Raw genomic sequence first — 14677 nt, 5'->3', positions numbered from 1 at the left:
GAAGGAGAGATGCCCCGCCGATTAGGCGAGGACGGACCACTGAGGGCGGTCAGGGGGGTTGGGCGTTACACAAGCCAACCGCTCGCTGGGCTGGGCACCCAAACTACTGTCGTGAGAGCCGCCTTGCTTGGCATAGGAGAAGTTGAAGACGCCGATGCCGACGCCATGGCAAACCCAGCAATCGGAATCAACCTGGTCGGCGTTTTTCCCGTTCTTGTCTGCTGGGTCAACCACGCTTTTGGCCTCATGCTCATGCTCATGATGCCCCACATGTTGTGTCTGAGCCGTAGCGCGTTCATGCATGCAATAGCTAGCAACCGCAGACCAGCTGAACTGGAGCGGTAGCAATGCCAGTATAAAAACAGCTATCAAGCGGCGCATTTTTTGAGTCTAGCACGCGACAATGAAGTCTTCGTGTGAGCAAGGATAGACTCTGGATAGAGGCGATGCGTTGAAAATCAGCTGCCGGAGTACAGTTCCTTCATACGCTGTTTTTCAGCGGCAGACATGCTCAGGTATTCCTGTTGCACCTGCTCACGGGTCTTGGAGGGGTTCATTGCCTTGACAGGCAGAGCACCACCGCGCGCGATGATCGCCAGTGTGCCGTCCTTACGGGCGACGGTCACCGCCTGAAGAGCGTCGGCACGGGACATCGCGCTCTGGAAATGGTCGGGATGGGTGGTAAATCCCACTTCGCCATCTGCGGGGTGATACAGCGAGGATGCAGACGCCAAACCTGGAGCCGCGATGGCAAGGGCGATCAGGGAAAGCGCTAGGGGTTTGCGAACAATCATGGTTTTTTCTCTGGGTTCAGGTAAGCCCTTGGCGATTTGCCTAGGCGATGCCTTGCGACACGAGATGAACTTTAGAAAGCGAACCGCGACAAGACACCAACAGCCAGATGACAAATTCGTAATATTCGAATGCCCCGCATGCTTCGAGAATGGCGTCATGAAAATCTTGCTCATTGAAGACGAAGTCAAGCTTGCCGAGTACCTGCGCAAGGGACTAGGAGAGGTCGGCTACGTGGTGGACGTGGCCCACAACGGCGTGGATGGGCTACACATGGCCCTCGAAGGCGGGCACGACCTGCTGGTGCTGGACGCGATGCTCCCAGGGATCGACGGTTTCAGCCTCCTTACCGCTTTTCGTAAATCCAGGCAGACACCCGTTTTGATGTTGACAGCGAGGGTGAGCGTCGAGGACCGCGTGCTGGGACTGCAGACAGGTGCTGACGACTATCTGGTCAAGCCCTTCGCGTTTTCCGAACTGAACGCACGCATCCAGGTGCTCCTGAGGCGCACGCATGGCACACGGGATGCGGCAGAGCCCACGCAACTGCGCCTTGCCGATCTCGACGTGGACTTGGTGCGGCGCAAGGCGTTCCGCAGCGGTCAGAAGTTGGAGCTGACCGCCAAGGAGTTCCAGCTTCTGACGCTGTTCCTGCGAAGAAACGGCGAGGTACTGTCGCGCACCGAGATTGCCGAGCAGGTGTGGGACATGAATTTCGACAGCAACACCAACGTGGTGGAGGTCGCCATCCGGCGCTTGCGCAACAAGATCGACGCGCCCTTCGAGAAGGCACTGCTGCACACCGTTCGGGGTATGGGTTACATCATGGAAGAGCGCAACGAATGAATGCACTGATCCAACATCGCTCACTGCGCCAGAGGCTGTCGTGGTGGTTGGCGTTGCAAAGCTTTGCAGGCTTGGGCTTGGTCTGCCTGGCCGTGTATCTGGTGACCGAGTTCAACTTTCGTGATCGCCAAGAGGACACGTTGGCGCAAAAGGAAAACGTCATTCGGCATCTACTGGCGGATAGTAAAGAGCACAAGAATTCGGAAGATCTCGCTCACAAGCTCGACGATTTCCTGGTGGGACACGGAGATCTGTCGCTCGAATTAGCGCAGGCCGATGGGTTTGTCCTCTATGCCCATGCCCGCAACCAGAATGCGAAGACGGTGTGGCGTCAACGGCAGTTCGAGGTTGCACAGACTGCGGGCCAGCCCCCCTCCAAGGTTTTGCGCGTCCGGTTATCGTTGGACATCCAAACGGACAACCAGCTGCTGCACCGGCTTGCACTTACCTTGCTGGTGGCAGCCATCGGAGGGGCCATCGTGGTTTCGCTGGGTGGCTTCTCCCTGGTCAACCTGGGCCTGGCGCCCGTTCGAAGACTGGTCAGCCAGACGCGTGCGTTGTCGGCGGACAACCTGCACCACCGGCTCGACGGCGCAGAACAACCCCTTGAACTCGTGCCCCTAATCGACCAGTTCAATGCGCTCCTGGAACGCATCGAAAAGGCCTACTCACAGATGGAGGGCTTCAATGCCGACGTAGCGCACGAGTTGTGCACGCCACTGGCCACGCTCATTGCCAACAATGAGCTGGCGCTAAGGCGCCCTGAACAGGCGGACATGCGAGAGGTCCTAGCCTCCAACCTGGAGGAACTACATCGCCTGACCGGCATTGTCAACGACATGCTGTTCCTGTCCCAGGCGGATCGGGGCGTGGGCGCACGCCGCGTTCCCGTTGCGAGCCTTGCATCGATGGCTGCAGACGTGTTGGACTACCACGAGGCGGCGCTGGCCGAGGCCGACCTCACCGCCAAGGTGGTGGGCGATGCCCATGGCGCCTTTGACGTGCCGCTGTTGCGCCGAGCACTGTCCAACCTGCTGGGCAACGCCACCCGATACGCAAAAAATGGTTCGATCGTCCAAGTCACCTTCAAGCCCTCTGATGGAGGCCGCGTGTTGCTCAGCGTCACTAACTGCGGAGATACCATCGATCCAGAAATACTTCCGCACCTGTTTGATCGATTCTTCCGCGGCGATCCTGCTCGCAGCCATGGGCAAAGCAACCATGGCCTCGGCTTGGCCATCGTTGGCGCGATCGCTCGCATGCACCAGGGTGAGCCGGTTGCATGGTCAGAAAACGGGGTGACGATTGTCGGGATGAAAATCCGCGCTCTGTAAGGGGCTCTGTTGCCGGTGATCCTACTTACGCATCCATGATGCGTTCGTGTTTTCGGGTTGGATTTTCTGCAATTGACCGAAGCGACTCCATCGCACTTACTCCCATGCAGGATATTTTCCCATGTCTTCATGGTAGGACCTTGTCACCGCGATAAGGTCAAAAACAGCAAAAGATGACAGAAAAGTCATCGTGCTGTCCGCGTTCTGTTGGGTCAGGGTTTCTACGATGAACACATCTCATCATCGCCTAGCAAAGGCATGGGAGATGCAAGTTTTATTGACTTCTACAAGGACCTTAGCCATGACTCAACGTCGTCTCTCCCCTTCTTCCATGATTGCAGCAGTGGCCGCAGTGGTCACCCTGGGTCTACCGGGGATGGCTTCGGCAGCATACGAGCATCCTGCCAACAATGAAAAGGGCATCATCGTTCACCCGGAACACTGGAAGAGCGATAAGACGCGAGAGCAGGTTATCGCGGAAACCAAGGCTGCCATGCAGCAAGGACTCCTGTCTTATGGCGAGAGCAACTACCCAATGCCTGTGCCTAATGTGGGCCCAGGGAAAACTCGTCAGGAAGTGATCAACGAAATGCTGAACGAGTCACCTGCCGAACGCGACGCACGTCAGCGTCTCTACTACCCGGGTTGATCGCCCTCAGTTGCGGTTCCAGCGGATCATGGCGAATCCAGCCTATAAGATCGCTGGCGTCGGCCTGACTAACCTCGAGAAAGCCCAGGCCGCCGCCCAATTTCCCATGCCACCCCACTGCCGCGCACCGTCGCGGCAACCTGCTTTCCCAACGGCTGCTCGATCACCGGTTTCCACGGCACCAGGCTAAATCCCAAGCCGTCATTGAGCATGGCGTAGCGCCCGCTGGCGAGCATCACGCTTCGCCGGTAGATGCCAGCTACGCGCTCCCCATCGGTGAGGGACCGATGCTCCAGCCCGGTTTCAGCGGCAATGTCTTCGCGGCATGCGACAGCTCGCGGTTTCGCAGCGTCGCCAGACGATTGCACGTCAGGATGATGCGCTGGCCGCGCCGCTCGGCCAGGCCCTGGTCGGCCAGGAAGTCGGCGCATTTCTGTAGTACCTCCTTGGCCTCGCTGCCAAACCCTAGTTAGCCCAGCTCTTTACCGCCGCCGATCAACTGCTGGTCCAGCCAGGCGGCCCCAATCACGCGCGCCTGCCGCTCAATGGGCAGGTGCGTCATTCCCACGGCCACGTCGATCGACAAAGCCTTGAGTCGGTGCGCGCGTTCCCTGCGCCTCTTCCTTCTTGTGATCCGATGCTATTGAAAACCCTGTAGCGGGTGCAGAGTCAAGTTCACAGGTTTTACAGTGACCGAGACATGCGTATAGCCCGACGATGAGGCAGCCAGCTGCCCGCGAAGTTCAGCTCATTGGGTCTGCACAAACACGCACCTTGCGCGCTGCTGCAGATGACAAATTTGTCATCCAGATGATCGCGATCTGTTGGTTACGGATCGCTAGAGTCCCTCATGTCGCCCCAAGGCGTCACTGCGCCGGCATCGGCGGCGCGGTCATCATCAAGAAGGAGCTCTACATGCGTTCGACTCGTCTCATCCAGGTGGCCATTATTTTCGGCATGGCCTCTGCGTCTGCCATGGCAGCTGACACGTTTGCCAACGGTCAATCGTTCTACGGTCAACCCGCTCAGCAGGCCGCCAAAGCCCGAGTCGTGGATGTCTCAACCGCCCGGCACCTGAACGTTGCCTACGGTGATACGGTCACGTTCCGCAGCGAAGGCAAGGAGTTCTCGTGGACGTTCAACGGACTCGATCGCCGGCCCGTGGACCTGGCAAAGATCGCGCCAGCCGGATTCACGGGCAAGTCGCTCAACGTGTATGTCGCGCAAAACCCGCTGAACCGGAACTAAGGGGTCACGCGCCGCGCCTGAGGGTTGCTGTCAAGCAGGGAGGGGCATCATTGGATATCTTTGGTCGCCACGTCGTACAGCAGCGGCACGAAAAAATCGGACTGTGCATCACCCTCGGGCGGCCGGCGCGCGTCAAGGTAGGGTTGGTAAGTCAGTGCTTGACGCCGCGCTGTTTGGTACCGGTACCGATTTCGCGATGCACTCCAGGCAGATGCGACTCGATGGGTGGGGCTGGTGGGATGTGGTTGTGTTGACGCGCGGCAATTACCAGACCGCCCAAGATGCCGCAGTCCCCGGCCAAATGACCAGATGAACACTGCCGCTGCAAACTGCGCAACTCTGCTTCCAGCGCCTGAAGTTCTCGAATACGGTCAACCACGTGCCCGATATGTGCCTGCAGCAGCGCGTCCACCGCGCCGCAGTTCTCACCGGGCGCGTCTTTGAAATGCAGCAGCACGCGGATCTCATCGAGTGTCATGTCCAGGCTGCGACAGTGCCGGATGAAGGCCAGACGCTCGACGTGGCTACCGTCGTACACCCTGTAGTTGCTTTCCGTGCGCTTTGCTGTCGGCAGCAGTTGCACCCGCTCGTAGTAGCGGATGGTTTCTGTCTGCGTGCCGGTGGCCTTGGCCAGTTCGCCAATTTTCATTGCTCCGCTTTCAAAAATGAGCTTGCTGTAGAACGCCGCACGATGCATTTTCTGTGCTACCACTTGACTTTAAAGTCACTATAGGGTTTCCAATTAGGCCATGAAACCAGAAACCAGCACCTCCACAAGCGTTGACTCCTGCTGTTCCGCAGGTCGTTCAAGTCCTGCCACGCCTGGCAATGTGACCGCCAGCGTTTCTGGCCAGGCCAGGCTTTTCAAAATCGCGACCATGGACTGCAGCGCCGAGGAGGCGGAAATCCGCCGGGCGCTGGAGCCACTGGAAGGTATCCGCTCTTTGGGATTTCAGCTTGGTGCGCGCACGCTGAAGATCGATGCGCAAGAAAGTGCGTATCCCTTGGCCCTGGAGGCGATCCGCAAAGCGGGATTCGATCCGCAGCCCGTGGCCACGGCATCAGCCCCCCAAATCAGCCAGGGCAAGCTTTTCAAAATCGCGACCATGGACTGCAGCGCAGAGGAGGCGGAAATCCGTCGGGCGCTGGAGCCACTGGAAGGTATCCGCTCTTTGGGATTTCAGCTTGGTGCGCGCACGCTGAAGATCGATGCGCAAGAAAGTGCGTATCCCTTGGCCCTGGAGGCGATCCGCAAAGCGGGCTTCGATCCGCAGCCAGTGGCAGACGCGGGCGAAGCCAAGGGGGGACACGTGGTTGGATCCGCCGAAGGCGACGACCATGGACATGGTTTTGCAGGCGGCATCTCACGTTTGGTTGCCGCACTCGTGTTCGCCACGGGGGCTGAGGTTCTCGCGTTCTTCGCGCCAGACCAGATGGCTTGGAAAGTGGCCGGCATGGCGATTGCCGCTCTGGCTATCTGGCTGGCCGGCATCGACACCTACAAAAAAGGCATTGCGGCGCTGCTGCGCGGCAGGCTGAACATCAATGCGCTGATGTCGGTGGCCGTCACCGGCGCATTCCTCATTGGTCAGTGGCCAGAAGCCGCGATGGTGATGGCTCTGTACGCGATTGCGGAGCTCATCGAAGCCAAGGCAGTGGACCGGGCCCGAAACGCTATCAAGGGCTTGCTGGAACTGGCGCCCGAAGAGGCTTTGGTACTGGGCACCAACGGAGCATGGACCGCTACACCGGTGGCCTCGGTGGCCATTGGAGCGACCGTGCGCATCAAGCCTGGCGAACGCGTGCCGCTGGATGGTATGGTGACCAAGGGCAACGGCGCCATCAACCAGGCCCCTGTGACTGGCGAGAGCATCCCCGTGGACAAGGCACCTGGAGACCAGGTGTTCGCCGGCACGATCAACGAGACCGGTGAACTGGAGTTCGAGGTTACGGCCTTGTCGAGCAATACCACCTTGGCCAGGATCATCCAAGCTGTCGAACAAGCGCAAGGAACGCGCGCTCCGACGCAGCGATTTGTGGACCGGTTCGCCTCTATCTACACCCCCGCAGTTTTCGCCATTGCCGTGGCGGTAGCTGTCCTTACTCCTTTTCTGATGGGCCTTACCTGGCTGGAGGCGCTCTACAAGGCCCTGGTTCTGCTGGTGATCGCCTGCCCGTGCGCTCTGGTCATTTCCACGCCGGTCACGGTGGTCAGCGGATTGGCTGCAGGAGCGCGCCGCGGGATCCTGATCAAGGGCGGAACCTACCTGGAAGATGCCCGGCTCCTTAAGGCGGTGGCGCTCGACAAGACCGGCACCATCACCGAAGGCAAACCCAAGCTGGTGAAGTGGCAGGTGTGGGGTGGTGCTGATGAAACGGAAGTCCAGCAAATGGCTGCCAGCCTTGCGGTTCGGTCCGACCACCCTGTCTCTAAGGCAATCGTCCAGGGACTGGAGATCAAGGGGCCCGAGGCTGAAAACTTCAAAGCGCTGCCCGGGCGCGGCGTCGAAGGCATGGTCAATGGTGTGCGGTTGACGCTGGGCAATCACCGTCTGATCCATGAGCAAGGACTGTGCGGTCCGGAGTTGGAGGCGGAGCTGGCCATCCAAGAAAAACAAGGCCGCACGGTCACCCTCCTGGCGGACGAATCGCGCGTCCTGGCGCTGTTTGCGGTAGCGGACACCATTCGCGAGACGTCGAAACAGGCCATCGTCGACCTCAAGGCGCTGGGAGTGACGCCGGTGATGCTGACGGGTGACAACGCGGCCACGGCAATGGCCATCGCTGCCCAGGCCGGAATTGATGAAGCCCGTGGCGATTTGCTCCCCGAAGCCAAGCTCGACGCCATCAAGGAAATGCAAAAGCGCTATGGCGCCACTGGAATGACCGGCGACGGCATCAACGATGCGCCGGCGCTAGCGCAGGCTGACATCGGTTTTGCCATGGGTGCGGCGGGAACCGACACGGCCATGGAAGCAGCCGATGTGGTCATCATGAACGACGATCTGCAGCGTGTAGCCGAGACGGTGCGACTGTCCAAACATACTCACGCCGTTCTGTGGCAGAACATTTCTTTGGCACTGGGTATCAAAAGCGTCTTCCTGGTGATGGCGGTGGTCGGCACCGCGACCATGTGGATGGCGGTCTTCGCAGACATGGGGGCCAGCTTGCTGGTCGTGGGCAATGGCCTGCGCCTTCTTCGAAGGGCACGAAGGTAGCCAGACCGCATAGCTGGCTGAACATGCTCACTTCCACTAGGGGCTGTTGAGAATCAAGCGCAACGGCTCGGAGGGCTGTGATGCAATAGGCGCATGAGCATTCGATGGGTACTGACAGACGAGCAATGGGCCAAGATGGAGCCTCAATGCCTTGGCAAGCCAAGTGATCCTGGACGCAGCGGCACAGACAACCGCCGCTTCGTTGAGGCAGTGCTGTGGATTGCCCGCACAGGCAGCCCCTGGCGAGACCTGCCGCCAGAGTTCGGCAAGTGGAACACGGTGTTCAAACGCTTTAGAGACTGGGTTAAGGCCGATGTGTTCCAACGTCTGTTCGATGCAGTGAGCGAGCAGCCGGACATGGAATATGCGATGGTGGATGCCACGATTGTGAAAGTGCATCGGCACGGCCAGGGGGCAAAAGGGGGACTTCGGGCCAGGCCATAGGCCACTCGAGGGGCGGCATGACCACGAAGATACTGGCGCTGACAGATGCATTGGGCAATCTGGTGAAGTTCGTCTTAATGCCAGGGCAGCGCCACGACACCAAAGGGGTCAGAGAGCTGATTGCCGGTGTGCGCTTTGATGCCTTGCTTGCCGACAAGGCCTTCGATGTGAATTGGCTGATCCAGGAGTTGGGTAAGCGCGGGGCGCAGGTGGTGATCTCACAGATGCCCCGCAGGAGAGCGCCACTGGAGATTGACCTGGAGGTCTACAAATGGCGCCACTTGATCGAGAACTTCTTTTGCAAGCTCAAGGAGTTCAAACGTATCGCAATGCGCAGCGACAAGACGGATAGCAGCTTCGCAGCGATGATCTATCTCGCAGCTGGGGTTATCAACTCTCGCTGATTCTCAACACGTCCTAGCTAGTTTCGGCGCTATGAGCCGACCGCCTTGGCTCTTGAGTGGAAGAGTTGGCCACACGAAAAATCCAAGACTTCATACTATCCACTGCAATACGCACCAAAATGACAACGGCCATTTCGGGAAGTCTGTTGCGGGAGGTCGCCCGTTTGTTCACACAATCGCAAAGTAGGTCAGTGGAACGCAACAGCAAGATGAACAGCCAATGCAATCTGCTCGCCGAACTGGAGCGCTCCGGGACGCTTGCGATGACTGAACTGGGCAGGCGGGTTGGACGCGAAAAAAGTTGGGTGTCGCGTTCTGTTGACGCACTGGCGACCCGTGGTCTGGTCGTCAAGGAGCCCAATCCCGCCGATTCCCGGAAATGGTTGGTCACGCTCACCGACGAAGGGTTTCAGTCAGTCAATCATTGGAATGCTGCCCTGGATGACCACGCAGTGCAATTGCTTGCCTGCCTGAGTGAGCGGGATCGTGCCGCAGTCGAGAAATCCCTTCTGTTGTTGTTGACGGCCCTGAGAGAAGACCAATCAGTCTACTGACTGATTCCTTCAATCAAGGATTTCGGATGCAAGCCGCCACCCCTGACCGATGCTGGCGCCTTTTGGACTGCGTACCTCGATGGTCGAGCCAGGGTGTGTGATTTTGGAGCGTGCCACTCATCACGGCCATTGGGGCGAATCGCATTTCCCGAGCCGCCACTCGCCATGCAAATAGGAGTGGATTTAGCCGGCTTATATTTCAATAATTGGTGTATTCATGAGAAATGAATGAGCCTGAAGTTGTCCGCTCGCTTGCAGCGCTTGCTCAAGAGGTACGCCTCCGTGTCTTCCGCGCACTCGTCGTGGCAGGCAAGGATGGTCTCACCCCTGGCGCAATCTCCGAGCAGCTGGGAGTAGCCTCCAACACCCTGTCGTTTCACCTCAAAGAGTTGGCCCATGCTGGCCTGGTGAGCCAGGAGCGCCACGGGCGCAACCTGGTGTATCGCGCCTCGTAGTCGCGCACGATATGCACGCTCACCCCGGCATCAAGGGCCAGCCGGGACACCGTGTAGGCGTTCATCGAACACCTCCTTTTCCTCACCCGGCGCAGCAGGAAAGCTGCTTCACGTCCTTGTTGAAGGTCTGCGCCGCGAGTTTCAGCCCCTCGACCATCGTCAGGTAGGGGAACAACTGGTCGGCCAGCTCCTGCACCGTCATCCGGTTGCGAATCGCCAGCGCGGCGGTCTGGATCAGTTCGCCCGCTTCCGGCGCGACCGCCTGCACGCCGATCAGGCGTCCGCTACCTTCTTCAACGACCAGCTTGATGAAGCCGCGTGTGTCAAAGTTGGCAAGCGCCCTCGGCACGTTGTCCAGCGTCAGCGTGCGACTGTCGGTTTCGATGCCGTCATGGTGTGCTTCCGCCTCGCTGTAGCCCACGGTCGCTACCTGCGGATCGGTAAACACCACGGCCGGCATCGCGGTCAGGTTCAGGGCCGTGTCACCGCCGGTCATGTTGATGGCGGCACGGGTGCCGGCCGCCGCCGCCACATAGACGAACTGCGGCTGGTCGGTGCAGTCGCCGGCGGCGTAGATGTGTTCCACGCTGGTGCGCATGCCGGGGTCGATGACGATCGCGCCTTGCGGGTTGAGCGTGACGCCCGCAGCATCCAACGCCAGGCTGCGCGTGTTGGGTGAGCGGCCGGTGGCGATCAGCAGCTTGTCGGCGCGCAGTTCGCCGTGCGTCGTGGTGAGCACGAATTCGCCGTCCCCTTCACCATTGATATAGGCGACCTGACTGGCCTGGGTGTGTTCCCGCACCTCGATGCCTTCCATGCGGAATGCGGCCGTGACGGCTTCGCCGATGGCCGTGTCTTCTCGGAAGAACAGCGTGCTGCGCGCCAGGATCGTCACCTTCGCTCCGAGTCGGGCGAACGCCTGCGCCAGTTCCAGCGCGACGACCGATGAGCCGATCACGGCCAGGCGCTTAGGGATAGTCTCGCTGACCAGCGCCTCGGTGGAAGTCCAGTAAGGGGTGTCTTTCAGGCCTGGAATCGGCGGCACGGCCGGACTCGCGCCGGTGGCGACCAGACAGCGGTCGAACGTCACGATGCGCTCGCCGCCGCCGTTGAGTTGCACGACCAGGTTGCGATTGTCTTTGAAGCGGGCTGCGCCATGCAGCACGGTGATGGCCGGGTTGCCGTCCAGGATGCCTTCGTATTTGGCGTGGCGCAGTTCATCGACGCGGGCCTGCTGCTGGGCCAGCAGCGCCGTGCGCTGGATGGTCGGCTCGGCGGCCGTGATACCACTATCGAACGGGCTTTCCCGGCGCAAATGGGCGATATGGGCAGCGCGGATCATGATCTTGGACGGCACGCAACCGACATTGACGCAGGTGCCGCCGATGGTGCCGCGCTCGATCAGCGTGACGCGCGCGCCTTGCTCGACGGCTTTCAACGCCGCCGCCATCGCAGCGCCGCCGCTGCCGATCACGGCGATGTGGAGCTTGCCCCCGTCCCCGCCAGCCTTGTCCTCACTGCCCAGCCATTCGCGCATCTTGCCAAGCAGTCCGCCACCCACCGGAGCCACGGGCGCATCGGCGAGCGTGGCCCGATAACCTAGTCTGGCCACAGCGGCCGTCAGCGCGTCGGGTGACGTGCCGGCCTCGATAGCGAGCCGGGCGCTGCCCTTGGCGTAGGACACTTCCGCCGAGCGCACACCGGGGACTTTCTCCAGGGCGTCCTTGACGTGAACCGCGCACGAGTCGCAGGTCATGCCGGTGATGTTGAGAGTGGTCATACCATCGTTCCTTATTCGTGTGGGCCGCCGTCTAGCACGGTCAGCCGTGTTTCGCAGGGAGTTCGCAACCATCCGGGCCGCAGCGGCGATGCGCCGGCGACACGAAGTCCCAGATCGACACCCCAATCATCAAGGCCAGGCCGACGTACATCAGGTTCGCCGTCCACCAGTTGCCGAGCAGCCAGACTGTGGCCGCGAACACGATGGCCGGCCCGATCATGCCGAGCAGACTGCGCAGCCATTGCCGATGACTGAACCAACCCAGCGCGTTCGCCAGGAAGGCCAGCGCGGCAAACAGCGGCAGCAGGCGGCTGATGAACAGTCCCTCGTACTGGCTCAAGAAGCCCAGCCCGATGGCCGCGCCGAAGCTGGCGAGGGCTGGAAAGCAGGCGGCGCAGCCCATCGCGGAAACGACGCTGCCGAGCGCGCCGGTTTTATCGGCAATGCGTGTCATCAGTCCCATGAAGCGGCTCTCGCTGTTGTCGTTGGCTTGCTGGCTCACTGCTTGACGCTGGACGGATAGCCGGCGTCTGCGGTGGCCTTGGTCAGCTTCTGTACGCTGGCCTTGGTGTCGTCAAAAGTGACGACGGCCTCGCGCTTCTCGAAGCCCACATCGACCTTGCTCACGCCTTCGACCTTGGAGAGCGCTTTCTTGACTGTGATCGGGCAGGCGGCGCAGGTCATGCCGGGCACCGCTAGCGTGACGGTTTGGGTAGCGGCCCACACGGGAGCAACAACGGCGGCGAGGGCAAGGGAGGCAAACAGTTTCTTCATGATGAACTCCTGGTTAATAGAAAAAGGGAACGACATAGGGAAATCCAAGCGCGACCAGGACCAGCACGGCCACGATCCAGAAAATCAGCTTGTAGGTGGCGCGCACCTGCGGAATCGCGCAGACCTCACCTGGCTTGCATGCCTGCACGGGCCGGTAAATACGCTTCCAGGCGAAGAACAGCGCCACCAGCGCCGCGCCAATGAAAATCGGCCGATACGGCTCCAGCACCGTCAGGTTGCCGATCCAGGCCCCGCTAAAGCCCAGGGCGACCAGTACCAGCGGCCCTAGGCAGCAGGTTGAAGCGAGGATGGCGGCCAGCCCGCCGGCGAAGAGCGCACCGCGCCCGTTTTGCGATTCAGACATACGTTGGCCTTTTGAATTTGGATTGGATAGCGTAACCTTACTTCCGTACTCATGTACGGAGTCAAGCGATATGGAAAATACTTTGGAGAACCTAACCATTGGCGTTTTTGCCAAGGCGGCCGGCGTCAATGTGGAGACGATCCGGTTCTATCAGCGCAAGGGCTTGCTGCCCGAGCCGGACAAGCCTTACGGCAGCATCCGCCGCTATGGGGAGGCGGATGTAACGCGGGTGCGGTTCGTGAAATCCGCTCAGCGGTTGGGCTTCAGCCTGGATGAAATCGCCGAGCTGCTGCGGCTCGACGATGGCACCCACTGCGAGGAAGCCAGCAGCGTGGCCGAGCACAAGCTCAAGGACGTGCGCGAGAAGATGGCCGACTTGGCGCGCATGGAAACCGTGCTGTCTGAACTCGTGTGCGCCTGCCATGCACGAAAGGGGAATGTTTCCTGCCCGTTGATCGCGTCACTACAGGGCGGGGCAAGCCTGGCAGGGGCGGCGACGCCTTAGCGTGCTTTATTTTCCGTTTTCTGAGACGACCCCGTGAAGAAAGGTCGCGTGGTGCTACTTAGTGAGCCCGCACAGATTCCCCTGGAGCCGGGACTCGCATCAATTTTTCGTACGCTTTCTGTTTCGCGTGAGTATTTGGATTGAGATATATGTCGGGTTTAAGGGAAAGCGTCCTCCTCATAGCCTCTCATTGCGTGTTGGTCCAGTTGCTAGCGGGGCGGTGGTGCTGGAAGATACCGCAACTGTGGAACTAATTCAGTCGCAGAATAGAAAAACTATAGGGGTTGAGATGGAGGCCTATGGTGTATTGAGTGCGGTTTTCTATCTTGGTCAAACTGATACACGTGCAATTGTTCTCAAATCCGTCTGTGATTTTGCAGACCCTGCAAAAGGAGATGAGTGGCAAGCGTATGCTGCGTATACAAGTGCTCAGTATTTAGACAGATTGCTGATCAACAAAATATTTGTGAAATAGGTTCACTACAGAGATGGTCCTGAAAATCTGTACAGTCCGATAAGCGCAGTCTCCCCCTGAACGGGCCTGAGAATGGCCCCCGAGACTGGAGCAAGTAATGAGCAGAAGACCCCGCCGCAATCACTCGCCGGCATTCAAGCCGCAAGTGGCGCTGGAGGCCGTACGTGGCGACAAGACTCTGGCCGAGCTGGCGCAAAAACACGACCTGCACCCCACGCAGATCATCAAGTGGCGCAAACAGTTACTGGACCGCGCCGCCGACGTGTTCGGTGCCGACAGCAAGCCAGATGAGCCTGTCATTGACCTCAAGGATCTGCACGCCAAGATCGGTCTGCTGACCTTGGAGAACGATTTTTTGCAAGGAGCGCTCAGCAAGGCGGGACTGCTGAGCGTAAAGCGATGATCGACCGCGATCACGACCTGCCCGTGAGCCATCAGGCCCGGCTACTGGGCATCAGCCGGGGCACGGTGTACTACCAGGCACAGGAGGCCAGCGAGGATGATCTCAAGCTGATGCGTCGCATCGACGAGCTGCACCTGGACTATCCCTTTGCCGGCAGCCGCATGCTGCGTGACATGCTGCGCCGCGAAGGCTTCATGGCGGGGCGTCGGCATGTGCGCACGCTGGTGCATCGCATGTGCGTCCAGGCGATCTACCGCAAGCCCAACACCAGCAAGAAGCACCCCGGCCACAAGGTCTACCCGTACCTGCTGCGCGAGCTCACCATCGACCGCGCCAATCAGGTCTGGGCCATGGACATCTGAATCGCCACGGCTTTCGTGGAGGCAAAGTGGTTTAAGTTAGGCAACCGCTGCATCGTTTCGTGCAACGGCT

At 59.9% G+C, this 14677-nt stretch carries 17 protein-coding genes and 4 pseudogenes; 11 read left to right on the top strand and 10 right to left on the bottom strand.

The genetic code is table 11. The annotated features are described in order from the left end of the window. Nucleotides 1-21: 21 nt before the first annotated feature. Nucleotides 22-381 carry a cation efflux protein, CzcI family gene (czcI, locus tag HUK68_RS23480; RefSeq protein ID WP_350355229.1) on the bottom strand — a complete coding sequence of 120 codons (360 nt, stop codon included), beginning with the start codon at nucleotides 379-381 and terminating at the stop codon, nucleotides 22-24. A gap of 77 nt (nucleotides 382-458) precedes the next feature. Beyond that, complete coding sequence (locus tag HUK68_RS02795) at nucleotides 459-794, bottom strand: DUF4148 domain-containing protein (protein WP_175502828.1); 336 nt, start codon at nucleotides 792-794, stop codon at nucleotides 459-461. Nucleotides 795-951: 157 nt separating this feature from the next. Here HUK68_RS02795 and HUK68_RS02790 point away from each other — a divergent pair, with 157 nt between their 5' ends. From HUK68_RS02790 to HUK68_RS02780, 3 genes are all read left to right on the top strand, one after another. Then, the gene (locus HUK68_RS02790) at nucleotides 952-1638 is read left to right on the top strand and encodes a heavy metal response regulator transcription factor (RefSeq protein WP_175502827.1); all 687 of its coding nucleotides are present in this window, start codon (nucleotides 952-954) and stop codon (nucleotides 1636-1638) included. Further along, nucleotides 1635-2972: a heavy metal sensor histidine kinase gene (locus HUK68_RS02785; RefSeq protein ID WP_035242061.1), complete on the top strand. Its 1338-nt coding sequence runs from the start codon at nucleotides 1635-1637 to the stop codon at nucleotides 2970-2972. Before HUK68_RS02790 ends, HUK68_RS02785 begins: the two co-directional genes overlap by 4 nt. A 301-nt stretch (nucleotides 2973-3273) precedes the next feature. Continuing rightward, nucleotides 3274-3621: a DUF4148 domain-containing protein gene (locus HUK68_RS02780; RefSeq protein ID WP_024815616.1), complete on the top strand. Its 348-nt coding sequence runs from the start codon at nucleotides 3274-3276 to the stop codon at nucleotides 3619-3621. Nucleotides 3622-3689: 68 nt separating this feature from the next. Here HUK68_RS02780 and HUK68_RS02775 read toward each other — a convergent pair. After that, nucleotides 3690-4237, bottom strand: a pseudogene (locus tag HUK68_RS02775) (DUF3363 domain-containing protein); the annotation flags it as partial. A gap of 158 nt (nucleotides 4238-4395) precedes the next feature. Between HUK68_RS02775 and HUK68_RS02770 the strand changes: the two are divergent. Then, nucleotides 4396-4869 carry a CzcE family metal-binding protein gene (locus HUK68_RS02770; RefSeq protein ID WP_162150984.1) on the top strand — a complete coding sequence of 158 codons (474 nt, stop codon included), beginning with the start codon at nucleotides 4396-4398 and terminating at the stop codon, nucleotides 4867-4869. A gap of 151 nt (nucleotides 4870-5020) precedes the next feature. On the opposite strand, the gene cadR is transcribed toward HUK68_RS02770, so the two are convergent. After that, nucleotides 5021-5518 (bottom strand): Cd(II)/Pb(II)-responsive transcriptional regulator, encoded by a 498-nt coding sequence (gene cadR / locus HUK68_RS02765; RefSeq protein ID WP_024815618.1) that lies wholly within the window; start codon nucleotides 5516-5518, stop codon nucleotides 5021-5023. A gap of 93 nt (nucleotides 5519-5611) precedes the next feature. Then, the gene (locus HUK68_RS02760; protein ID WP_175502826.1) at nucleotides 5612-5749 is read right to left on the bottom strand and encodes a hypothetical protein; all 138 of its coding nucleotides are present in this window, start codon (nucleotides 5747-5749) and stop codon (nucleotides 5612-5614) included. On the opposite strand from HUK68_RS02760, the gene HUK68_RS02755 reads away from it, so the two are divergent. From HUK68_RS02755 to HUK68_RS02740, 4 genes and pseudogenes are all read left to right on the top strand, one after another. Further along, nucleotides 5748-8087, top strand: coding sequence for a heavy metal translocating P-type ATPase (locus tag HUK68_RS02755; protein ID WP_024815619.1), 2340 nt, complete (start codon nucleotides 5748-5750; stop codon nucleotides 8085-8087). The two genes, HUK68_RS02760 and HUK68_RS02755, sit on opposite strands and share 2 nt — an antisense overlap. A gap of 93 nt (nucleotides 8088-8180) precedes the next feature. Then, nucleotides 8181-8935, top strand: a protein-coding gene (locus HUK68_RS02750; protein WP_155886562.1) for an IS5 family transposase whose coding sequence is annotated in 2 segments (ribosomal slippage) — nucleotides 8181-8514 and nucleotides 8514-8935 — 756 coding nt in all. Because the reading frame shifts where the segments join, the coding sequence is not laid out codon by codon here. Nucleotides 8936-9054: 119 nt separating this feature from the next. Continuing rightward, nucleotides 9055-9489: a MarR family winged helix-turn-helix transcriptional regulator gene (locus tag HUK68_RS02745; RefSeq protein WP_024815622.1), complete on the top strand. Its 435-nt coding sequence runs from the start codon at nucleotides 9055-9057 to the stop codon at nucleotides 9487-9489. A gap of 224 nt (nucleotides 9490-9713) precedes the next feature. Continuing rightward, a pseudogene (locus tag HUK68_RS02740) lies at nucleotides 9714-9941 on the top strand (ArsR/SmtB family transcription factor); the annotation flags it as partial. Here HUK68_RS02740 and HUK68_RS02735 read toward each other — a convergent pair. The 5 genes and pseudogenes from HUK68_RS02735 to merT form a co-directional block, all read right to left on the bottom strand. After that, a pseudogene (locus HUK68_RS02735) lies at nucleotides 9932-10009 on the bottom strand (transcriptional regulator MerD); the annotation flags it as partial. The pseudogenes HUK68_RS02740 and HUK68_RS02735 overlap by 10 nt on opposite strands. Before the next feature lie 17 nt (nucleotides 10010-10026). Continuing rightward, nucleotides 10027-11724 (bottom strand): mercury(II) reductase, encoded by a 1698-nt coding sequence (gene merA / locus HUK68_RS02730; RefSeq protein WP_024815623.1) that lies wholly within the window; start codon nucleotides 11722-11724, stop codon nucleotides 10027-10029. 40 nt (nucleotides 11725-11764) lie between these two features. Beyond that, nucleotides 11765-12226, bottom strand: coding sequence for an organomercurial transporter MerC (merC, locus tag HUK68_RS02725; RefSeq protein ID WP_434082455.1), 462 nt, complete (start codon nucleotides 12224-12226; stop codon nucleotides 11765-11767). Then, entirely contained in the window at nucleotides 12223-12498 is a 276-nt protein-coding gene (gene merP, locus HUK68_RS02720) for a mercury resistance system periplasmic binding protein MerP (RefSeq protein ID WP_024815624.1), read from the bottom strand. Before merP ends, merC begins: the two co-directional genes overlap by 4 nt. 13 nt (nucleotides 12499-12511) lie before the next feature. Beyond that, complete coding sequence (gene merT, locus HUK68_RS02715; protein ID WP_024815625.1) at nucleotides 12512-12862, bottom strand: mercuric ion transporter MerT; 351 nt, start codon at nucleotides 12860-12862, stop codon at nucleotides 12512-12514. A gap of 70 nt (nucleotides 12863-12932) precedes the next feature. Between merT and merR the strand changes: the two genes are divergently transcribed. The 3 genes and pseudogenes from merR to HUK68_RS23190 form a co-directional block, all read left to right on the top strand. Continuing rightward, on the top strand, nucleotides 12933-13367 hold the full coding sequence (gene merR, locus HUK68_RS02710; protein WP_004636746.1) for a mercury resistance transcriptional regulator MerR: 435 nt from the start codon (nucleotides 12933-12935) through the stop codon (nucleotides 13365-13367). 127 nt (nucleotides 13368-13494) lie between these two features. Then, complete coding sequence (locus HUK68_RS02705; protein ID WP_175502825.1) at nucleotides 13495-13842, top strand: hypothetical protein; 348 nt, start codon at nucleotides 13495-13497, stop codon at nucleotides 13840-13842. A 97-nt stretch (nucleotides 13843-13939) separates the two neighbouring features. Next, nucleotides 13940-14604 (top strand): annotated as a pseudogene (locus HUK68_RS23190) (IS3 family transposase); the annotation flags it as partial. Between the last annotated feature and the right edge of the window lie 73 nt (nucleotides 14605-14677).

Source organism: Comamonas antarctica (assembly GCF_013363755.1).
GTDB lineage: Bacteria > Pseudomonadota > Gammaproteobacteria > Burkholderiales > Burkholderiaceae_C > Comamonas > Comamonas antarctica.
The sequence above is the reverse complement of the archived record's forward strand: the minus strand, read 5'-3'. Positions and strand labels throughout refer to the sequence as shown.